The sequence below is a fragment of the Rhodovarius crocodyli genome, assembly GCF_004005855.1.
Classification (GTDB): Bacteria; Pseudomonadota; Alphaproteobacteria; order Acetobacterales; family Acetobacteraceae; genus Rhodovarius; species Rhodovarius crocodyli.
In genome coordinates, this window is record NZ_SACL01000004.1 from 269608 (window position 1) to 288329 (window position 18722).

The 18722-nt window shown below is 69.7% G+C and carries 22 protein-coding genes; 17 read left to right on the forward strand and 5 right to left on the reverse strand.

The annotated features are described in order from the left end of the window. Positions 1-8: 8 nt before the first annotated feature. The 9 genes from ccoO to EOD42_RS13375 all read left to right on the forward strand — a co-directional run bounded on the left by ccoO (position 9) and on the right by EOD42_RS13375 (position 7209). Positions 9-740, forward strand: coding sequence for a cytochrome-c oxidase, cbb3-type subunit II (gene ccoO / locus EOD42_RS13335; protein WP_127788034.1), 732 nt, complete (start codon positions 9-11; stop codon positions 738-740). A gap of 12 nt (positions 741-752) precedes the next feature. Next, positions 753-911 carry a cbb3-type cytochrome oxidase subunit 3 gene (locus EOD42_RS13340; protein WP_127788035.1) on the forward strand — a complete coding sequence of 53 codons (159 nt, stop codon included), beginning with the start codon at positions 753-755 and terminating at the stop codon, positions 909-911. 1 nt (position 912) lies between these two features. Then, on the forward strand, positions 913-1782 hold the full coding sequence (gene ccoP / locus EOD42_RS13345) for a cytochrome-c oxidase, cbb3-type subunit III (protein WP_127788036.1): 870 nt from the start codon (positions 913-915) through the stop codon (positions 1780-1782). A gap of 5 nt (positions 1783-1787) precedes the next feature. Further along, positions 1788-3263 carry a cytochrome c oxidase accessory protein CcoG gene (gene ccoG, locus EOD42_RS13350; protein ID WP_338069640.1) on the forward strand — a complete coding sequence of 492 codons (1476 nt, stop codon included), beginning with the start codon at positions 1788-1790 and terminating at the stop codon, positions 3261-3263. Next, complete coding sequence (locus EOD42_RS13355; protein ID WP_127788037.1) at positions 3260-3730, forward strand: FixH family protein; 471 nt, start codon at positions 3260-3262, stop codon at positions 3728-3730. Before ccoG ends, EOD42_RS13355 begins: the two co-directional genes overlap by 4 nt. After that, complete coding sequence (locus EOD42_RS13360; protein ID WP_127788038.1) at positions 3727-6057, forward strand: heavy metal translocating P-type ATPase; 2331 nt, start codon at positions 3727-3729, stop codon at positions 6055-6057. The genes EOD42_RS13355 and EOD42_RS13360 overlap by 4 nt, the downstream gene beginning before the upstream one ends. After that, positions 6054-6212 (forward strand): cbb3-type cytochrome oxidase assembly protein CcoS, encoded by a 159-nt coding sequence (gene ccoS / locus EOD42_RS13365; protein WP_127788039.1) that lies wholly within the window; start codon positions 6054-6056, stop codon positions 6210-6212. Before EOD42_RS13360 ends, ccoS begins: the two co-directional genes overlap by 4 nt. A gap of 1 nt (position 6213) precedes the next feature. Continuing rightward, positions 6214-6393 (forward strand): hypothetical protein, encoded by a 180-nt coding sequence (locus tag EOD42_RS13370; protein WP_127788040.1) that lies wholly within the window; start codon positions 6214-6216, stop codon positions 6391-6393. A 69-nt stretch (positions 6394-6462) separates the two neighbouring features. After that, a complete protein-coding gene (locus tag EOD42_RS13375) occupies positions 6463-7209 on the forward strand; it encodes a Crp/Fnr family transcriptional regulator (protein ID WP_164867923.1) in 747 nt (248 codons plus the stop codon). On the opposite strand, the gene EOD42_RS13380 is transcribed toward EOD42_RS13375, so the two are convergent. From EOD42_RS13380 to EOD42_RS13390, 3 genes are read right to left on the reverse strand one after another with little or no spacing between them, the layout of a single operon-like run. Further along, positions 7210-7497: a hypothetical protein gene (locus EOD42_RS13380; protein WP_127788042.1), complete on the reverse strand. Its 288-nt coding sequence runs from the start codon at positions 7495-7497 to the stop codon at positions 7210-7212. A gap of 13 nt (positions 7498-7510) precedes the next feature. Further along, positions 7511-8884, reverse strand: a complete 1374-nt coding sequence (locus tag EOD42_RS13385) for an MBOAT family O-acyltransferase (RefSeq protein ID WP_127788043.1) — start codon at positions 8882-8884, stop codon at positions 7511-7513. Positions 8885-8903: 19 nt separating this feature from the next. After that, on the reverse strand, positions 8904-10151 hold the full coding sequence (locus EOD42_RS13390) for a GDSL-type esterase/lipase family protein (protein ID WP_164867924.1): 1248 nt from the start codon (positions 10149-10151) through the stop codon (positions 8904-8906). Between the two features lie 209 nt (positions 10152-10360). Here EOD42_RS13390 and EOD42_RS13395 point away from each other — a divergent pair, with 209 nt between their 5' ends. The 3 genes from EOD42_RS13395 (at position 10361) to EOD42_RS13405 (ending at position 12692) form a co-directional block, all read left to right on the forward strand. Then, complete coding sequence (locus EOD42_RS13395) at positions 10361-11203, forward strand: DUF459 domain-containing protein (RefSeq protein WP_164867925.1); 843 nt, start codon at positions 10361-10363, stop codon at positions 11201-11203. 87 nt (positions 11204-11290) lie between these two features. Next, positions 11291-12265, forward strand: coding sequence for a Gfo/Idh/MocA family protein (locus EOD42_RS13400; RefSeq protein ID WP_127788046.1), 975 nt, complete (start codon positions 11291-11293; stop codon positions 12263-12265). Positions 12266-12341: 76 nt separating this feature from the next. Beyond that, complete coding sequence (locus tag EOD42_RS13405; protein ID WP_127788047.1) at positions 12342-12692, forward strand: RidA family protein; 351 nt, start codon at positions 12342-12344, stop codon at positions 12690-12692. A gap of 65 nt (positions 12693-12757) precedes the next feature. Here the strand turns inward: EOD42_RS13405 and EOD42_RS13410 are convergent, their stop codons facing one another. Beyond that, positions 12758-13891, reverse strand: a complete 1134-nt coding sequence (locus tag EOD42_RS13410; RefSeq protein WP_127788048.1) for a CaiB/BaiF CoA transferase family protein — start codon at positions 13889-13891, stop codon at positions 12758-12760. A gap of 224 nt (positions 13892-14115) precedes the next feature. Here EOD42_RS13410 and EOD42_RS13415 point away from each other — a divergent pair, with 224 nt between their 5' ends. From EOD42_RS13415 to EOD42_RS13435, 5 genes are all read left to right on the forward strand, one after another. Next, entirely contained in the window at positions 14116-15231 is a 1116-nt protein-coding gene (locus tag EOD42_RS13415; protein WP_127788345.1) for a PA0069 family radical SAM protein, read from the forward strand. 128 nt (positions 15232-15359) lie between these two features. Then, entirely contained in the window at positions 15360-15659 is a 300-nt protein-coding gene (locus EOD42_RS13420) for a PAAR domain-containing protein (protein ID WP_127788049.1), read from the forward strand. A 54-nt stretch (positions 15660-15713) separates the two neighbouring features. After that, positions 15714-16784 carry an amidohydrolase family protein gene (locus tag EOD42_RS13425; RefSeq protein ID WP_127788050.1) on the forward strand — a complete coding sequence of 357 codons (1071 nt, stop codon included), beginning with the start codon at positions 15714-15716 and terminating at the stop codon, positions 16782-16784. Beyond that, the gene (locus EOD42_RS13430; RefSeq protein ID WP_127788051.1) at positions 16781-17887 is read left to right on the forward strand and encodes an amidohydrolase family protein; all 1107 of its coding nucleotides are present in this window, start codon (positions 16781-16783) and stop codon (positions 17885-17887) included. Before EOD42_RS13425 ends, EOD42_RS13430 begins: the two co-directional genes overlap by 4 nt. Continuing rightward, positions 17887-18285 (forward strand): Rieske (2Fe-2S) protein, encoded by a 399-nt coding sequence (locus tag EOD42_RS13435; RefSeq protein WP_127788052.1) that lies wholly within the window; start codon positions 17887-17889, stop codon positions 18283-18285. Before EOD42_RS13430 ends, EOD42_RS13435 begins: the two co-directional genes overlap by 1 nt. On the opposite strand, the gene EOD42_RS13440 is transcribed toward EOD42_RS13435, so the two are convergent. Further along, positions 18264-18650, reverse strand: a complete 387-nt coding sequence (locus tag EOD42_RS13440; RefSeq protein WP_127788053.1) for a hypothetical protein — start codon at positions 18648-18650, stop codon at positions 18264-18266. The two genes, EOD42_RS13435 and EOD42_RS13440, sit on opposite strands and share 22 nt — an antisense overlap. Positions 18651-18722 lie beyond the last annotated feature (72 nt).

Consider the following 18722-nt stretch of genomic DNA (forward strand, 5'->3'; position numbering starts at 1 on the left):
CCCCACACATGGCATTCAAGTTCAGCCACGGCACCATCGAGCGGAACCTGATCCTGCTCGGCGTGCTCAGCCTCATCACCGTGTCGATCGGCGGCCTGGCGCAGATCGTCCCGCTCTTCACGGTGGAATCCACGATCGAGCGGGTGGAGGGCATCCGCCCCTACTCCCCGCTCGAGCTGATGGGCCGCGAGATCTATGTGCGTGAGGGTTGCTACACCTGCCACAGCCAGATGATCCGCCCCTTCCGTGACGAGGCGGAACGCTACGGCCACTACTCGCTGGCGGCCGAGAGCGTGTTCGACCACCCCTTCCAGTGGGGCTCGAAGCGCACGGGGCCTGACCTCGCCCGCGTCGGCGGCCGCTATTCCGATGACTGGCACGCCCAGCATCTGCGCAGCCCGCGCGCCGTGGTGCCCGAGAGCATCATGCCGCCCTACGCCTTCCTGGACCGCCCGCTCGACTATCGCCGGGTGCAGGCCAGCATGCAGACGCTGCGCGCGGTGGGCGTGCCCTACACGGATGAGATGATCGCCAACGCCAACGCGGACCTGCGCGCGCAGGCGAACCCGGAGGCCGACGCATCGGGCCTGAACAACCGCTATGCCCGCGCCCGCCAGGGCAATTTCGACGGCCATGGCGGCGAGGTGACGGAGATGGATGCCGTCATCGCCTACCTCCAGATGCTGGGCACGCTCGTGCAGTTCCGCGACGTGACGCCCGAGCAGCTGCGGCAGCAGTAAGGAGAAGCCCCGATGCTCAACGAACTCGCCCGCCATCACGGCATCTTCGCGACGCTCTGGGTCGTGTGGTTCTTCATCCTCTTCAGCGGGATCCTGGTCTGGACCCTGCTGCCCTCCCGCAAGGGCGAGCTTGAGGCTCGCGGCGGGATTCCCTTCCGCAAGGACGGCTGACATGCCCACGAAGATCGAAAAGGACGCCATCTCCGGCACGGACACGACCGGGCATGAGTGGGATGGGCTGAAGGAGCTGAACACGCCCCTTCCCCGCTGGTGGCTGTATACCTTCTACGCCACCATCGTCTTCGCCGCCGTCTGGGTGGTGCTGTACCCGGCCATCCCCATCCGGGGCCTGACCGGCGTGCTGGGCTACACCGCGCGTGAGGCCGGCACGGCCGAGCTGGCGGAAGCCCGCACCCGCGCCGAGCCCATGATGGCCCGGCTGCGCGCGGCGACCCCCGCGCAGATCGCGGCCGACCCGGACCTGCGCGCCTATGCCATCGCCGGCGGGCGCGTGGCCTTCGCCAACAACTGCGCCGCCTGCCACGGCGCGGGCGGTCAGGGTGCGACGGGCGGCTACCCGACGCTGGCCGACGACGACTGGCTGTGGGGCGGCACGCTGGACGCCATCCGCACCACCATCACCCACGGCATCCGCAGCCCGGATGACGAGGAGGCCCGGACCTCCGTCATGCCCCGCTTCCTGGGCGACGGCATGCTGACGCGGCCGCAGATCCATGACGTGGCGCAGCATGTGCTGGGCCTGTCGGGGCTCGCGACCGACCAGGCGGCCGCCCAGCGCGGTGCCGCGGTCTTCGCCGAGAACTGCGTCAGCTGCCATGGCGATCAGGGCGAGGGCAATGCGGAGCTCGGCGCTGCGCGCCTCAATGACCGCATCTGGCTGAACGGGCCGGACACGCGCGCCATCGAGGCCTTCATCGCCAATCCGCGCCTGGGCGTGATGCCGGCCTTCGGCCAGCGCCTGGATGCCGCCACCATCAACATGCTGGCGGTCTATGTGCACTCGCTGGGTGGGGGTCGGTAACGACCATGTCCCATATGGGAACCGTCGAGCCGGAACAGCCGAGCCTCTACGCGGATAGGCCAAGGATCTATCCGCGCGCGGTCTCGGGGCGGGTTCGGCGGGTGAAGTGGGCGGTGCTCTGCCTGCTTCTGGGTATCTACTACCTGGTGCCCTGGCTGCGGTGGGACCGCGGCCCGGGTGCCCCAGACCAGGCGGTGCTGGTCGATATGGGCCATGCCCGCCTGTTCTTCTTCTGGATCGAGCTGTGGCCGCAGGAGGTGTACTTCCTCACCGGCATCCTGGTGCTGGCGGCCATCGGCCTGTTCGCCGCCACATCCCTGTTCGGCCGCGTCTGGTGCGGCTTCACCTGCCCGCAGACAGTCTGGACCGACCTGTTCATGTGGGTGGAGCGCCGGATCGAGGGCGACCGCAACGCGCGCATGAAGCTGGACGCGCAGCCCATGTCGGCGCGCAAGTTCCGCCTCAAGGCCGCGAAGCACGCGGCATGGCTGTTCATCGCGGCGGCCACCGGCGGCGCCTGGATCATGTATTTCGTGGATGCGCCAAGCTTCGTGCGCGACATCTTCACCGGCGGCGTCAGCCTGCAGGCCTGGTTCTTCTTCGCGCTGTTCACCGCCACCACCTATGTGCTGGCCGGCTTCGCGCGCGAACAGGTCTGCACCTACATGTGCCCCTGGCCGCGCTTTCAGGGCGCGATGCTGGACGACCAGTCCTATGTCGTGACCTATCGGCCCTGGCGCGGCGAACCGCGCGGCAAGGCCAAGGCCGACAATGTGGGCGATTGCGTGGATTGCGCCGCCTGCGTGCATGTCTGCCCCACCGGCATCGACATCCGCGACGGCCAGCAGCTGGAATGCATCGGCTGCGGCCTGTGCGTGGATGCCTGCAACGACATCATGCGCAAGCTGCACCGGCCCGAGGGGCTGATCGCCTTCGAGACGCTGTCCAACCTGGCCGCCAGCACCGCCGCCACCCAGTCCATGCCGGCCTGTGCCGCGCGGGTGGATGTCGGCATGCAGGCGCGCCGCGTGCCGAAGCTGATCCGCTCGCGCACCGTGCTGTATGCGGCGGTGCTGGGTCTGGTCACGGCCATCATGCTTGTGGCCTTCCTGATGCGGGAGAATGTGAGCCTGTCGGTCCTGCGCGACCGCGCGCCGCTGTTCGTGCGCCTGTCCGATGGCGGCATCCGCAACGCCTACACCATCAAGCTGTCCAACAAGGAACGCGAGGTGGTGCGCTATGCCCTGGTGGCCGACGGCCCCGCCGGGCTGCAGCTGGTGGTGCAGAGCGCGGAGCAGGATGCCCAGGGCCGCCCCCTGCTGACGACGCGCCCGGACGGCATCACCGAATGGCGCGTGCTGCTGACCGCCCCGCCGAGGCTTGCGCTGGGTCAAAGTGTGCCCGTCACCTTCCGGCTAATGGATGCCTCGGGGCGGGTCGCCGCCCGGCACGAGAGTGTCTTCCTGGGGCCTGAACGATGAGCACGCAGACTTACGACCCGAACCGGAGCCGCTGGATTCCCTGGGCTTTCGTGGGCGGCTTCCTGCTGGTGACGGGGGTGAACGGGGTGATGGTCTACTCGGCCATCAGCACCTTCACCGGCGTCAGCACCCCGCGCGCCTATGACCGGGGCCGCACCTACAACGACGTGCTGCATGAGGCCGCGCGCCAGGACGCGCTGGGCTGGCACCCGCGCCTGCGGCTGGAGGGCGGCGCCCTGCGGCTGGAGGTGAAGGACGGCGCCGGCAACCCGGTGCCCGGCGACATCACCGGCTGGCTGGTGCGCCCGCTGACCGGCGAGCGGCATGAGATCACCCTCGACGCCGCGGGCCCCGGACTGTGGCGCGGCGAGGTCGGGCCCATCCAGCCCGGCCAGTGGGACACGCGGCTGGTGCTGCACGGCCCGGGCGGCCAGCTGGACATCCGCGACAGGCTGATCGTGCCGTGAGCGTGATCGGGCGGATCGCCCCTGCCGAGGCCGGGCTGACCCAGCGCTGCGCGCATTGCGCGGCGCCGAGTGCCGGGCGCTTCTGCTGCGCGGGCTGCGAGGCGGCGCACGGGCTGGTCGAGGGGCTCGGCCTCGATGCCTTCTATCGCCGCCGGGAGGCCGAGGCCGGCACGCTGCGCCCGGTCGAGGCCCCTGCCGCCGACCTTTCGGCCCATGCCGAGCGCCTGGCCGATGGCGGGCAGCGGATCGACCTGCTGGTGGGCGGGCTGGTCTGCGGTGCCTGCGTGTGGCTGGTGGAACAGGCCTTGGCGGCCGAGCCCGATGTGATCTCGGCCCGTGCCAGCCTCTCCACACGTCGCCTGACCATCCGCTGGCGGGGCGGGCCGGAACGGGCCGATGGGTTCGGCGCCCTGCTCGCGCGCCTCGGCTTCCGGGTGGCGCCGTGGTCGCCCGCCTGCTTCCGCGCGGCCGAGGACAATGAGGGCCGCGCCCTGGTGCGGGCGCTCGGCATCGCGGCCTTCGGGTCGATGAACGTCATGCTCGTCTCGGTCGCCGTCTGGGTGGGCGAGGACATGGGCGAGGCCACGCGCGCCGCCATGCACTGGCTGGCCATGCTGATCGCGCTGCCGGTGGTGCTGGTGGCGGGGCTTCCCTTCTATCGCCCGGCCTGGGAAGGGCTGCGCGCCGGGCGGCTCGGCATGGATCTGGCCGTGTCCATCGGCGTGCTGGCCACCACGCTGATGAGCGTGTCCGAAACCCTGCGCAACGGCCCCTTCACCTGGTTCGACGGCGCGACCTCGCTGCTGGCGCTGCTGCTGGCCGGGCGCGTGATGAACCATGCCGGCCGCAGGCGGGCCCGCCGCGCCGCGGCCGAGCTGGTGGCCCTGCAACAGGGCAGCGCCAGCCGCGTGGAAGCCGATGGCCACGTCGCGGTACACGGGCTGGAAGCCTTCGTGCCCGGCGACCGGCTGCTGCTGGCCGCCGGTGAGCGCCTGGGCCTGGATGCCGTGCTGGAAGCGCCCGAGGCGCTGCTCGACACGGCCGCCACCACGGGCGAGAGCCTGCCGCGCCGCTTCACGCGGGGCGATGCCCTGCCGGCGGGCGCGATCAACATGGGCGCGCCCTTCACGGCCGTCGTCTCGGCGCGCGTCGCGGACGGCTCGCTGGCCGCCATGCAGCGCCTGCTGGAACAGGCCGAGCAGGGCAAGTCCGGCATCGTCTCCATCGCCGACAAGGCGGCCAGGCTCTACATGCCCGTGGCTCATGCGGTCGCGCTGGCCACCTTCCTGGGCTGGTGGCTGCTGGGCGGGCTGCCCTGGCAGGCGGCGCTGGTGCCGGCCGTGGCCTCGCTGATCGTCACCTGCCCCTGCGGGCTCGCGATCGCCGTGCCCGCCGTGCAGGTGGTGGCCGCCGGCGCCCTGTTCCGGCGCGGCGTGCTGCTGGCCAGCCCCGATGCGCTGGAGCGGCTGGCGACCGCCAATCATGTGGCCCTCGACAAGACCGGCACCCTGACCGAAGGCCGCCCCAGCCTGCTGCCCGGTGCCTGGACGGCCGGCGACCTGCAGCTGGCCGCCTCCATGGCCGCCGCCAGCCGCCATCCGCTGGCCCGCGCCCTGTCCCGCGCCTGCCCCGAGGCACCGCTGGCCGAGGGTGTCGTGGAAATCCCCGGCCAGGGCCTGGAGAAGGCCGGGACGCGGCTGGGTTCCGCCGCCTTCACGGGCGCCGCCGAGCCCGCCGACGGCATGGCCCTGTGGCTGGCCCGGCCCGGTGCCGCGCCCATCCGCTTCCGCTTCGCCGACGAACTGCGCGAGGACGCGCCGGCGGCCGTGGCGGATCTGCGGGCAGAGGGGCTGACCATGGAGATCCTCTCGGGCGACGCGGCACCCGCGGTCGCCGCCGTGGCGGCGCAGCTCTCGATCCGCGACTGGCGCGCCTGGGCCGACCCTGCCGCCAAGGAAGCCCGCATGGCGGCCCTGGCCGCCGAGGGCCGCCGCACGCTGATGCTGGGCGACGGCATGAACGATGCTGCCGCCCTGGCCCGCGCCCATGTCTCGGCCTGCCCGGCCGGGGCCACCAGCCTGGCGCAGTCCAGCGCGGATATCGTGCTGACGGCGGAGGGGCTGGCCCCGATCCCCGCCGCCATCCGCCTGGCGCGGCGCGCCCAGCGCATCGCGCGGCAGAACCTGGGCCTCAGCCTGGCCTATAATGTGCTGGCCGTGCCCATGGCCGTGGCGGGCTTCGTCACGCCCCTGATCGCGGCGGCGGTGATGGCCACATCCTCGCTGATCGTGATCGGCAACGCCCTTCGCACGGGACGCGACGCATGAGCGCCCTGATCCTTCTGGTGCCGCTGGCGCTGTTCATGGGCCTGCTGGGCCTGTTCGGCTTCCTGTGGGCGCTGCGCACCCGACAGTACGAGGATATGGACGGCTCCGCCGCCCGCATCCTGTTCGACGACACACCCCGTCACAAGGAGAAGTGACATGAACCCCGGCCGCGTTTTCTTCCTGGCCCTTTCCGCCGTGATCGCCCTGATGGGGCTCTACACGGCTGCCCGTTCCGAGGGCTATCTGAGCTTCTTCGGCTTCGCCCTTATCGCGTTCGGCGTGCTTTTCGCTCTGGACATGGTAAAACGTCACTATGACGAAATGGACGCGCGATAGGTCCGCCACCCTTGAGGTTGCATGCCGCTTCAGACTATTATGCGGCGGCACCTTCGGGAGGGCTTGCCGATGAATCCTCTTGAATCCACTCGCTTTGGTGAGGCCTGTTCACCGAACAGCGCCCCCACCCCCTGCGCGACCTGCGGCAGCCGGGTGGCGGGAATCTGCGCCGCCCTGGACATGGCGGGGCTGGAGGAAATCTCTCACGAGACCCGCCGCACCGCCGTGCACCCGCGCGACGTGCTGTACCATGAGGGCGACAGCGCCCAATCCGTGGTCATGCTGATGCGCGGCGTGGCGAAGCTGACGCGCCAGCTGCCGGATGGCCGGCAGCAGGTGCTGGGCTTCCGCTTCGCTGGCGACATCCTGGGCTTCACCACCCGCCGCAGCTTCGCCTCCGACGCGGAGATGCTGACCGAGGGTCAGGTCTGCCGGATCTCGCGGCGTGACTTCGAGGGCATGCTGGCCCGATTCCCGGCCACCCAGCGACGCCTGATCGAGCTGTGCAGCCAGGAACTGGCCGAGACCCAGGAACAGCTGGTCACGGTGGGCCGCCGCCAGGCGGAACAGCGCGTGGCGGCCTTCCTGATCACGCTGGCCGAGGCCGCGCGCCGCCGTGGCCTGCGCCATGATGTGCTGGACATGCCCATGACCCGCGCCGAAATCGGTGACCTGCTGGGCCTGGCGCTGGAAACCGTCAGCCGCGCCTTCACGCAGCTGAAGAAGCGGGGCTTCGTGAAGGAGCCGGGCGGCCACAAGGTGGAACTGCCCGACATCCCTGCCCTGGCCGCTTTGGCCGAGGGCGACCTGGAATAGCTACTCCGAGATCCGCAGGTGGCTGGCCAATTCCTCCAGCGCCTGCGGGATCGCCAGCGCCTCCATGGCGCTGCCCCAGCCTTCCGCCACGGCCAGCAGCATTTCCGATCCCGGACCCTCGTAACCGAAGGCCGCATCCAGGATCTGCGCCGAGCGCCCCATCGCCAGCAGCAGCATCACCAGCGCCAGGGCCAGCGCCGCGCGGCGCGCCGGCATGGTGGCCGTGGCCGCGGAGAAATCATCGGCCCCCTTCAGCGGCGGGGATTCCGGAAGCCAGGGCTGTCTCATTGCTGCCTCCGCCTCAGAACTGGAAGTAGATGAAGGGTGCCACGCCGGCGGGGCCGAGCGTGAGGATAATCACCAGCGCCAGCCCGAAACCCAGACCCAGCGCCCAGGCCGGCATGGGCTTCAGGGCGGCTTCCAGCCGCTGCGGCCAGTCGGCGGGCAGAAAATGCAGCGCCAGCGCCACGGCGGTGATGGCCGCGAGCCAGAGCGTCGCGGCCTCGCCAGTGCCACCCTGCCCCAGCGCGGCCAGCATGCCGCCCGCCACGGACATGTCCGTGGCCCGGAACAGCACCCAGCCGAGACAGACGATGTGGAAGGTGATGAGGGTGCCGCCGATGCGCCCGAAACGGCCTTCCAGCTTCAGCATGCGTTCGATCACCAGCGCCGCGCCGTGCAGCATGCCCCACAGCAGGAAGTTCCAGGCCGCACCATGCCACAGGCCCGACAGTGTCATGGCGATCATGGCATTGCGCGCGATGAACCAGCGCCCGCCGCGATCGCCGCCCAAAGGCTTGTAGACATAGTCGCGGAACCAGAAGCTCAGCGAGATGTGCCAGCGGCGCCAGAACTCACGCAGGCTGGCCGCGCGGTATGGCTGGTCGAAATTGCGCGGGAAGTGATAGCCGAGCAGCGCCGCGACGCCGATCGCCATGTCGGAATAGGCCGAGAAATCGCACCAGATCTGCGCGGCATAGCCATAGATGGCCAGCAATGCGCGGCCGGAGGACAACGCCGTGGGGTCGCGGAAGGCCGGATCCACCAGCTCGACCGCCAGCGTGTTGGCGAGCCACAGCTTCTTCACCAGCCCGCCCAGGATCAGCAGGCAGGCCATGATGGTGGGCAAGCGGGCCGCATCGGGGGGCTCGCGCAGCTGCGGCAGGAAATGGGCGGCACGCACGATCGGGCCGGCCGCCAGATGCGGGAAGAAGCCCAGATACAGCACCACGTTCAGCGGCCCGCGTTCCGGGCGCAACTCCCCGCGCGAGACATCGACCATGTAGGAAATGGCCTGGAAGCAGTAGAAGGAGATGCCGACAGGCAGCACCAGCCCCAGCAGATCGGGCGGTTGCGCGCCGAACAGCAGGGCGAAGCGCCCGGCGATCTCGCCCAGGAAGAAATCGGCGTATTTGAACAGGCCCAGCACCGCCAGCACGCCGGAAATGCCGAGCCACAGCCAGCGCCTGTCCCTGGCGGTCAGGTGCCCCAGCCCCCAGGCCCAGAGCCCGACACCGCCCAGCAGCAGGCACAGCCGCGCATCCCAGAAGGCATAGAAGCCGGCGCTCGCGGCCAGCAGCCACAGCCGGTCGGCCAGCGGCCAGCGGTTCAGGCCCCAGTGGAGCGTGAACACCACCAGGAAGAAGATCGCGAAGACGCCGGTCGGGAACAGCATGCGCCCTAGCCGTGATGCGTCATGCGGCGGGGCCCTGCATCAGGAAGTCGAACATCCGCTCGGCGGTGGCGCGATAGCCGTCTGCGGTGAAATGCACGTGGTCGTCCTGCACCAGGCGCGGATTGCGCTGGGTGCCGGCATGCAGGCCGCAGGTGCCGCCGGTCAGGCGCGACCAGTCCCAGAAGGCGAGGTTCTGCGCGGCGGCGACGCTGCGCTGGGCCTCACGCACGGCGGGCAGGCCAGGGAAAGGCATCCAGGCATCGCAGCCATTGCCGCGGCCACGGCGGCGCGCGGCGTCGGGCGCGCCCATCAGCATGATGCCGGCGCCCGGGGCGAAGCTCTTGATAGTGCGCACGCGCTCGGTCAGCTGGGCCGCGTATTGATGGGCGGTCAGGCTGCTGCTCACGGCCTCATTGGTGCCGAAGGCCAGGATGACGAGGGCCGGCTGGCGCTCGCGCAAACCGGCCTCCAGCATGCCCTGGTCCATGTTGGACAGCAGGTCGAGCGTGGCGCCGTTGATGCCGAACCCCTCGACCAGCACGCCGGGGCCACGGCGCTCCAGCGCCCAGCCGAGCAGCTCCACCGGGCCGTCACCCAGCAGCTCCAGTGCGATTTCCTGCTGGCGGCGGCCGGGCTCATAGGGCAGCGAGACGCGGCGGGTATGGGTGGCGTTGGTGGGCAGCGCGCCGGATTGCTGCCCGTCGGACAGCAGGCGGAAGCTGCCGCCGCCGGGCTGGATCAGCACCTCGAGGCGGAAACGGTCGAAACCCTCGGGCTCGGTCGAGCGCAGCACGAGGCGGCTGCCCGCGCCCTGCCCGCGCAGGCGATAGCCCGGCAGGCTGAAGGGGCCCGGCGTGCGCAGGGCGGTGGAGCCGTCCCACTGGCCCTGCTGCTCGGCCTGGGCGAGGGAGAGGCGCGTGTAGCGCGGCCCGGTGCCCGGCGGCAGCAGCCCGGGGCCGAGCGCGCCGTAGCGGGCCTGGAACAGCTCCCTCAGGCGCGGCACCAGGAAGGGGGAGGCAGTGTGGCTGTCGCCGAACTGCACGATATGGACAGGCTGGCGGCGGCGGCCGCTGGACAGTTCCTGCAGCTGGCGGCGCAGCGGCGCGAGCGGCGCGCCGGTCCAGGCGGCCTGCTGGATCACGGCCTCGCTCGGGCCGGCCTCCGGGCGCCAGTTGGTCAGTTCACGCAGGGAACGGTATGGCCCGGCGCCCGCCACGGCGGCATTGGCGCCCCGCTGCGCCTCGCAGGAGGTCAGGAGCAGGCCCACCGAGGCCTTGGCCAGAAATTCTCGTCTATATGGGCGTTGAAGAGTCGTCGGCATTCTGCACAATTCCTCGGTGGTGGTTACGGATTGCCAACCCGGATGTCCAGAGAGTTGCTGGTCAGGACACGGGTGGCTGCCATGCGGGTGCGGGGAAAGTGATGTCGGTTTTCGGGACGGGCCGGATGGCCCGAGGGGCTGCCGGGCGCCGGGCGATGCTGCTCGGAGGTGCCTCACTCTTTGTTCATGGTGCCCGCGCGGAGGAGGAGCAGAGCCCCTTCGAGGCCCGCGATGCCGCCGCGGAGCCCGAGGCCGAGCCCACCGCCGAGGTCGCCCCTGCCCAGCCCGCCCCTGCCCAGACCGCGCCAGAATTGGCCGGTCGCCTTAACATTCAATTGTTCGGTGACAGCCTGGCCCAGGGCCTGTTCCTGTCCTGCAACCCGGTGGTCCGGCGGCGGGAATCGCTGCGGCTGCTGAATGGAACCCGCCACGCAACGGGGCTCACGCGCTCCGACGAGCATGACTGGGTGGCCGTGGCCACCGAGAGCCTGCGCCGCAATCCGCCGCAGATGGTGCTGATGTGGATCGGCGCCAACGACTTCCGCTCCTTCGTGGACCGCGCCAACCGCCGGCGCTGGCAGTTCGGCAGCACCAATTTCCACGAGGCCTACAAGACCGCGGTGCAGACCATTTCCCAGGTCGCGGCCGAGGTGCGCGCGCCGCTGGGCTGGATGGGCCTGCCCAACATGCGCGACCGCGCCTTCGCCGATTCAGCCAGGCAGTTGAACGACATGATCCGCGAGGGCACGGAACCCGCGGGCGGCCTCTATATCTCGACCTGGGAGGCCACGAGCGACGCCGATGGCCGCTTCCGCCCCTCCGTTCCCGGGCATGACCGGCTGGAACGGCGGCTGCGCGCCGATGACGGGGTGCATTTCTCGGATCTCGGCTACCGGCTCATGGCGCGGCTCGCCTTCGAGAAGATGGCCGAGGCGCGCCCGCCGCTGGCCCAGGCCTTGAGCCCGGCACGCGAGGCGCTGGACGCATCCGTGGCTTGATGCACGGAACCTATTCCTAGACGCCCCCCATTGTCAAGGCTTTCCGGCTGCACCACGCTGCGGCCGGATCGAGATCAGGAATTTCACATGCTGAACACCGCCATCGTGGGCATGGGCGGCTGGGGCCGCACGCTCGTCAATTCCGTGCAGGGCAGGAATGGCGCGGGCATCCGCTTCGTGGCGGGTTCGACAGGCAATCTGGACAAGGCCCGCGACTATGCCGCCGAGAAGGGCATCAGGCTGCACGCCAGCTATGAGGCGGTGCTGGCGGACCCGGAGGTGCAGGCGGTCGCCCTCGCCTCTCCGCATTCGATGCACGCCGAGCAGGTGATCGCGGCGGCGGCCGCCGGCAAGCATGTGTTCGTCGAGAAGCCCTTCACCCTGACCAAGGCCAGCGCCCAGGCGGCGGTGGATGCCTGCCGCAAGGCCGGCGTGGTGATGGCGCTCGGCCACAACCGCCGCTTCCTGCCGGCCGTGCAGGAAATGAAGTCCCAGGTCGCGGCGGGCGCCATCGGCACGCTGCTGCATGTCGAGGGGCAGTTCAGCGGCCCCGGCGCCTACAACTACCAGGAAGGCATGTGGCGCGCGGACCGTGAGGAAAGCCCGCTCGGCGGCATGGGCGGCATGGGCATCCACATGGTGGACATGATCATCAACCTGGCCGGCCGCTTCCAGGATGTGCGCGTGATCTCCAAGGCGCTGGTCAGCAAGACCATCGACGACACGACCGCCATGCTGGCCACGCTGGAAAGTGGCGCCACGGTCGGCTTCTCCACGCTCTCGCTGGCCGCGCGCTATTGGCGCGTGGCGCTGTTCGGCACCGAAGGGCTGCTGGAACTGCGCGGGCATGAGAGCCTGTTCTTCCGTGACCGCCACGGCAAGGAATGGTCGCGCGACTACCCCGTGACCGACATCGAGGCCGCCGAGCTGGAGGCCTTCGCGGCCGCCGTCGCGGGCGGGCCGGAATACCCGCTGCCGCTGGACGAGGCGATCCACGGCGTCTCGGTCTTCGAGACCATGATCCAGGCCGCGACCGCGCACAGCGTCTACGCGGTTGCCTGACGCCTTCAGGGTGGCTTGACGCCGAGCCATCGGCAGGCCACCCCCCTTCACCACCGGACACCCGAAAGGACCACCGATGAGCCACATCAAGCGTAACGGCACCAACGCCATTCTCTCCACCAGCGTGGAGTATCACGGCTTCGTCTTCCTCGCCGGCATCACCGCCGACGACCTGAGCAAGGATGTGGCCGGCCAGACCGCCGAGATCATCGCCAAGATCGACGCCGCCCTGGAGGAGCACGGCACGGACAACACCCGCCTGCTGTCCGCCCAGATCTGGCTGAAGGACATCCGTGACCGCGACGCGATGAACGCCCTGTGGACCAAGTGGCTGCCGGCCGGCGCCCAGCCCGCCCGCGCCTGCGTGGAGGCCAACATGGCCAGCGCCCGCCACCTGGTGGAGATCATGATCACCGCCTGCAAGTAAGGCGCGGATCATTACCGACCATTCGGTAGACCGAGGGGGCGCAGGCCCCCTCGGTTTTTTTGTGCTCAGTCCCGGCCCAGGATCTCGCGGTTGTGCTGGCCGATGCGCGGGCTCGGCCGGCTGGGCTTCGGGCGGCGCCGGTTGAAGTGGATGGGCAGGCCCAGCACCTTCGGCCCGCCTTCGGGCAACTCGCAGATCATGTCGACGGCCGCCATCTGCTCGGAGTTCGTGACCTCGGCGATGTCGTTCACCGGGGAGCACGGCACGCCCGCCGCACCCAGCGCGTCCAGCCAGTGCTGGCGCGTGTTGGTCGAGAACGCGGCCTGGATCAGCGGGATCAGCTCCGCCTTGTTGCGCACGCGGTCGCGGCCCTTCAGGAAGCGCGGATCCTCGGACCATTCGGGGTGGCCCAGCACCTTGCAGGTGCGCGCGAAGAAGCGGTCGTTGGCGGCGGCCAGCAGCAGCGGCAGGTCAGAGGTCTGGAAGGCCTGATACGGCACGATCACCGCGGCGCCCGTGCCATGGCGGCGCGTCACGTGGCCGTCATACAGGTACTGGTTGATCTGCCCCTCGACCCAGAAGGCCGCGGTGTCGAACAGGGAGGTGTCGACGATGCCGCCCTTGCCGGTCTTGTCGCGCTGACGCAGCGCGGCCAGGGCGCCGATCACGGTGAACATGCCCGTCGCCTTGTCGTTGATCGAGGCGCCCGCCAGGCTCGGCGGCCCGTCCGGATAACCCGTCACGCTCATCATGCCGCCATAGGCCTGCAGGATGGGGTCGAAGGCCGGCTTCATCTTCATGGGGCCGGTGAAGCCGAAGCCCGAGATGGTGCAGTAGACGAGCTGCGGGTGGCGCTTCACCGTTTCCTCGGCGCCGAGCCCCATCTCCTCCATCACGCCGGGGCGCAGGTTGTGGATCATGATGTCGGCGGTGGCCAGCAGCGCGTGCAGCGCCTCGATGCCTTCCGGGGACTTCAGATCGAGGGAGACGGAACGCTTGGAACGGTTCTGCCCGTAGAAATAGAGGGAGGTCTCGCCATCCGGTCCGAAGGGGGGGCCCCAGCCGCGGGCATCGTCGCCCTCGGGCTTCTCCACCTTGATCACGTCCGCGCCCATGTCGGCCATCATGACACCGGCCAAGGGCCCGGCCAGCGCCTGGCCTACCTCGACAACGCGGACACCTGTGAGCGGCAGCTCCATCCCGATACTCCTCTCTTGGACTGGAAGGGAGCTTAAGGGAGTTGTGGCGTTTGCGCGAGGCCGGCCGCCGGGTTTTGCGCGCGTGTTCATTTTTCGTTCTTGACTGGCTCATGCATGTGCGCGCATGGTGCTTGCGAACGGAACATGAACAGCCTTGGAGCTCCTCCATGCCCGACGGTCTTCTCTGGGGTCAGCCCTCGCCGCGCCGCATCCCGCAGCCGCATATGGACGGCGCGCAGTCCCGCACCGGCGCGATCGTGCCCGGCGCCTTCCAGAAAGGCCGTGCGGCGCTGAGCAACCCGGCCAACCGCTTCGAGAGCGCGATCGCCGAACCCTTCGACGACGGCTGGGACACGCTGAGCGAGGATCTGGTGGATATGCCGCCGATCCGCACCCAGCTGATCCGCGAGGCGTCGCGTTCCGCGCTGACCTACAATGACAGCCCGGATATCGGCTTCGACCGGTCGCTGAACCCGTATCGCGGCTGCGAGCACGGCTGCATCTACTGCTATGCCCGGCCCAGCCACGCCTATCTGGGTTTCTCGCCCGGCCTCGATTTCGAGACCAAGCTGATGTTCAAGCCGGATATGGCGGCGCTGCTGGAAAAGGAGCTGTCCAAGCCCGGCTATGTGCCGCGCCCGGTGGCGCTCGGCGCCAACACCGACCCCTATCAGCCTGTCGAGCGGCGCCTGCGCCTGACGCGGGAGGTTCTGGAAGTGCTGGAGCGCTTCAACCACCCCGTCACGGTCGTGACCAAATCGGCGGGCGTGCTGCGCGACATCGACATCCTGGCCCGCATGGCGGAGCGCAACCTGGCCCAGGTGGCCATCAGCGTGACCACGCTGGACAGCAACCTGGCCCGCCGGATGGAACCCCGGGCCGCGACGCCCATGCGCCGCATCGGCGCCATTGCCGAACTGTCGCGCGCCGGCATTCCCACCGCCGTGCTGGCCGCGCCCATGATCCCGGCGATCAACGACATGGAGCTGGAGCGCATCCTCTCGGCCGGCGCCAATGCGGGTGCGAAGCGCGCGGGCTATGTGCTGCTGCGCCTGCCGCTGGAACTGCGCCAGATCTTCGAGGAATGGGTGCAGAAGCATTTCCCCGACCGCGCCCGCAAGGTGCTCTCGCTGATCCGGGACACGCGCGGCGGCGCCACCTATCAGTCCGATTTCCACACCCGCCAGACCGGCACCGGCGTCTATGCCGGGCTGTTGGCCCAGCGTTTCGCCCGGTCGGTGGAATCGCTCGGCCTGGTCCGTCGCGGCGGCGGCACCCAGGGGCTGGACTGCAGCCATTTCCAGGTTCCCGGCACGGCAGTGCAACCCGCGCTGCTGTAACCGGGGGGTGAGGGCCGGTCATCGTTTCAGGCGATGACCCTGTCTTTCCCGGTCGATAATATCCTATCCTGGCGGCGGGCACCCCCGACTTCCCGCCCCCTCCCCAGCCAGGAAAGGCGACCGAGAACATGGCCGGCCCTCCCCAAGCGCGCCTTACGGACCTGCACACCTGCCTGTTGTTCTCGGGGCCGGTGCCGCATGTGGGCGGCCCCATCGGACCGCCCTGCTCGCCCAATGTGCTGGTCGGCAAGCTTCCCGCCGCACGCGTCACTGACCTCACCCTCTGCGTGCCCGCCATTCCCGACCCGATCGTGAAGGGTTCCATGACGGTGCTGATCAACAGCCTGCCGGCGGCGCGCATCGGTGACCTGACCTCCCATGGCGGGGTGATCGTGATGGGTTTCCCGACGGTGCTGACGGGCGGCTAACGCTTTGCGTCGCTCCCCTGCCCGTGCCAAGCTGCCGGGCAGAGGAACGACAAGATGAATTGGCTCAACGGCGCGATCGACGCCGACCTGCACCCGATGGTGCCGGGCATCCAGGCCCTGGCGCCCTATCTGCCCCCGCTCTGGCGCGACCAGATCGCGCAGCGCGGCATGGAGGGGCTGGATACCCAGGCCTTTCCGCCGAACTCGCCCAAGACGGTGCGCGCCGACTGGCGCCCGGCCTCGGGCGCGCCTGCCTCCACCATCACCCAGCTGCGCGAGCAGGTGCTGGACCCCTGGGGCATCGCGCGCGGGATCGTGACGCCGCTCTATGGCGTGCAGCTCATCTTCAACGAGGATATGGGCCGCGCCTTCACCAGCGCGCTGAACGACTGGACGCGGGCGGAATGGCTGGACCAGGACCCGCGCCTGGCGGGTTCCATCGTGCTGCCCATGTTCAACCCCGAACACGCGGTGGCCGAGATCGAGCGCCTGGCGCCCGACCCCCGCTTCGTGCAGGCCATGGTGCTGGTGATGGGCGAAAGCCCGCTCGGCCGCCGCCAGAACTGGCCGATCTTCGAGGCGCTGGTGCGCCACAAGCTGCCGCTCGCGATCCATGCCGGCAGCTGCTACCGAAACCCGGTCACGTCGCTCGGCTGGCCCAGCTGGTATGCCGAGGATTACGCGGCGAACCAGCAGGCCTTCCAGTCCACCCTGGCCTCGCTGATCACCGAGGGCGCCTTCCAGAAATTCCCGGACCTGAAGGTGGTGCTGCTCGAAAGCGGGGTTTCCTGGCTGCCGGCCTTCCTGTGGCGGCTCTCGAAAACCTGGAAGGGCGTGCGCTTCGAGGTGCCCTGGCTGCAGCGTTCCCCGCTGGAAATCGTGCGCGACCATGTCCGCCTGTCGATCCAGCCCTTCGACGCGCCGGATGATGCCGAGACGGTGCAGCGGCTGATGGAGCATCTGGGCAGCGACGAGATGCTGCTGTGGTCCAGCGACTGGCCGCACTGGCAGTTCGACGGCGCGCCCCAGCTGCCGCCCGGCATCGGGCCCGAGCTCGCCCGCAAGATCTGTGTGGACAACGCCCGCGCCACCTATTCCCGCCTGTCGCAGGAGGCCCTGCCATGAACGTGATGCGCCCCCAATCGGCACCCGGGCGGCCCCTCGCCGCCACCCAGGGCCTGATCGACGTGGACATCCACCCGCGCCCCAAATCCCTGCACTGCTACGACCCCTGGCTCAGCCAGGCGATGCGCGACCGGCTGCACACCTATGGCATGCGGCCGCGCCACGGCTATGTGAAGGGCCCGCCCTATTTCAAGGCGATGCCGCTCGCCTCCCGCAAGGATGCCTGGACGCCCGAGGGCGGCGTGCCGGCCAGCGACCCGGCCTTCATGGCGACCCAGCACCTGGATTTCCACGGTATCGACGTGGGCGTGCTGAACCCGCTGCAGCCCTCGGGCCAGGGCGACCAGAACAACGCCTTCTCCGCCGCCATGGCCTACGCGGTGAACGAATGGCAGCTGCATAATTGGGTGGCCGTCGATGACCGCCTCAGGGCCTCTGTCGTCGTGCCCTATGAGGACCCGGAGGCCTCCGCCAAGGAGATCCGTGCCCGCGCCGGTGACCCGCGCTTCTGCCAGGTGCTGGTGATGAGCCGCACCAGCCACCCGCTCGGCAACCCGAAATACTGGCCCATCCTGGAAGCCGCCGAGGAAGTCGGCCTGCCCATCGGCGTGCACGCCTTCGGCTATTCCGGCTGGGCGATGACCAATGGCGGCTGGCCCAGCTTCTATATCGAGGAAGTCAGCGAACACGCCACCTCCTGCCAGTCGCTGGTCAATTCCCTGGTGCTTGAGGGCGCGCTGGAGCGCTTCCCCAAGCTGCGCATCGTGCTGATCGAATGCGGCTTCGGCTGGCTGCCCAGCGTGGCCTGGCGGCTGGACCGGCATTTCCCCAGCCTGCGGCATGAGCTGCCGCACCTCACGCGCCTGCCCTCCCAGCAGATCCGCGACCAGATCTGGGTCAGCACCCAGCCCATCGAGGAACCCCCGCGCCCGGAGCAGCTGCTGGACTGCATGGGTTGGATCGGCTGGGACCGCATCCTCTACGCCAGCGACTACCCGCATTGGGATTTCGATGATCCGCGCACCGCGATCCCGACCTACATCCCCGAGTCCCATCGCGCGGCGATCTATGGCGGCAATGCCCGCCAGGTCTACGGTTTCTGATGGCACGCCACATCGTGGCCCCGGCCACGGAGATCGCCCCGGGTGAGCGCCGCCTGGTGGAGCTCGACGGCAAGCGCATCGTGCTGTTCAACCTGGACGGGGAGTTCTTCGCCCTGTCGGACCGCTGCCCGCACCAGGGCGGCCCGCTGTCCAAGGGGCCCACCATGGGCCTGGTCGAAAGCCCCTGCCCCGGCGAATACAGCTATGGCCGGGAGGGCGAGATCGTCCGCTGCCCCTGGCATGCCTGGGAGTTCGACATCCGCACCGGACGTTCGCGCTATGACCCGCGGCGGATGAAGGTGCGCGCCTTTCCCGCCTGCGTGGAATCGGGCGAGACCCTCCAGGCCGAGACCTTCCCGGTCAGCATCGAGCAGAATTATGTGGTGGTGGAGGTATAGGCGCGTTCGACCCGCTCGATCTCGGCCCAGAACTCGCTGAAGATCTCGGCCTTCACGCGCCGTTCCACCACGCTGCCGGCCACGCGGTCGGGGTGATAGCGGCGGGCGAAGGCGCGGCGCAGGTCGCGGATGGCCTCGCCGTCCAGCCGCATGGCGCGTTCGCGGGCGGCGTCCCTGGCGCGGCTGGCGGCGCGGCACAGCCCCTCCAGCTCGCTCACCTCCACCTCCAGCGCCTTCACCCGCGCGCGCAGCACGCCCGCATCATCCTCGCGCTCCAGCGTTTCCGGCATGCGGGCATTGGCCACCATCGCCACCCCCAGCAGGAAGGCGAACAGAACAAGCCCGAGTTGCAGTCCGGCATCCATCCGCCCATCTTCCGGGCTGCACGCCTAACAAAGCGTTGCGACATGCGGGGCATGCGCCGCATCCCCCTCTCG

What these genes read in the sequence shown, in the direction of transcription:
- EOD42_RS13420 (WP_127788049.1), top strand. Translation starts at nt 15,360, where the DNA reads ATGGCCGGCCCTCCCCAAGCGCGCCTTACGGACCTGCACACCTGCCTG.
- EOD42_RS13410 (WP_127788048.1), bottom strand. Translation starts at nt 13,891, where the DNA reads ATGGAGCTGCCGCTCACAGGTGTCCGCGTTGTCGAGGTAGGCCAGGCG.
- EOD42_RS13355 (WP_127788037.1), top strand. Translation starts at nt 3,260, where the DNA reads ATGAGCACGCAGACTTACGACCCGAACCGGAGCCGCTGGATTCCCTGG.
- EOD42_RS13380 (WP_127788042.1), bottom strand. Translation starts at nt 7,497, where the DNA reads ATGAGACAGCCCTGGCTTCCGGAATCCCCGCCGCTGAAGGGGGCCGAT.
- ccoO (WP_127788034.1), top strand. Translation starts at nt 9, where the DNA reads ATGGCATTCAAGTTCAGCCACGGCACCATCGAGCGGAACCTGATCCTG.
- EOD42_RS13400 (WP_127788046.1), top strand. Translation starts at nt 11,291, where the DNA reads ATGCTGAACACCGCCATCGTGGGCATGGGCGGCTGGGGCCGCACGCTC.
- EOD42_RS13395 (WP_164867925.1), top strand. Translation starts at nt 10,361, where the DNA reads ATGCTGCTCGGAGGTGCCTCACTCTTTGTTCATGGTGCCCGCGCGGAG.
- EOD42_RS13375 (WP_164867923.1), top strand. Translation starts at nt 6,463, where the DNA reads ATGAATCCTCTTGAATCCACTCGCTTTGGTGAGGCCTGTTCACCGAAC.
- EOD42_RS13385 (WP_127788043.1), bottom strand. Translation starts at nt 8,884, where the DNA reads ATGCTGTTCCCGACCGGCGTCTTCGCGATCTTCTTCCTGGTGGTGTTC.
- EOD42_RS13415 (WP_127788345.1), top strand. Translation starts at nt 14,116, where the DNA reads ATGGACGGCGCGCAGTCCCGCACCGGCGCGATCGTGCCCGGCGCCTTC.
- EOD42_RS13440 (WP_127788053.1), bottom strand. Translation starts at nt 18,650, where the DNA reads ATGGATGCCGGACTGCAACTCGGGCTTGTTCTGTTCGCCTTCCTGCTG.
- EOD42_RS13435 (WP_127788052.1), top strand. Translation starts at nt 17,887, where the DNA reads ATGGCACGCCACATCGTGGCCCCGGCCACGGAGATCGCCCCGGGTGAG.
- EOD42_RS13430 (WP_127788051.1), top strand. Translation starts at nt 16,781, where the DNA reads ATGAACGTGATGCGCCCCCAATCGGCACCCGGGCGGCCCCTCGCCGCC.
- EOD42_RS13405 (WP_127788047.1), top strand. Translation starts at nt 12,342, where the DNA reads ATGAGCCACATCAAGCGTAACGGCACCAACGCCATTCTCTCCACCAGC.
- EOD42_RS13340 (WP_127788035.1), top strand. Translation starts at nt 753, where the DNA reads ATGCTCAACGAACTCGCCCGCCATCACGGCATCTTCGCGACGCTCTGG.
- ccoP (WP_127788036.1), top strand. Translation starts at nt 913, where the DNA reads ATGCCCACGAAGATCGAAAAGGACGCCATCTCCGGCACGGACACGACC.
- ccoS (WP_127788039.1), top strand. Translation starts at nt 6,054, where the DNA reads ATGAGCGCCCTGATCCTTCTGGTGCCGCTGGCGCTGTTCATGGGCCTG.
- ccoG (WP_338069640.1), top strand. Translation starts at nt 1,788, where the DNA reads ATGTCCCATATGGGAACCGTCGAGCCGGAACAGCCGAGCCTCTACGCG.
- EOD42_RS13370 (WP_127788040.1), top strand. Translation starts at nt 6,214, where the DNA reads ATGAACCCCGGCCGCGTTTTCTTCCTGGCCCTTTCCGCCGTGATCGCC.
- EOD42_RS13425 (WP_127788050.1), top strand. Translation starts at nt 15,714, where the DNA reads ATGAATTGGCTCAACGGCGCGATCGACGCCGACCTGCACCCGATGGTG.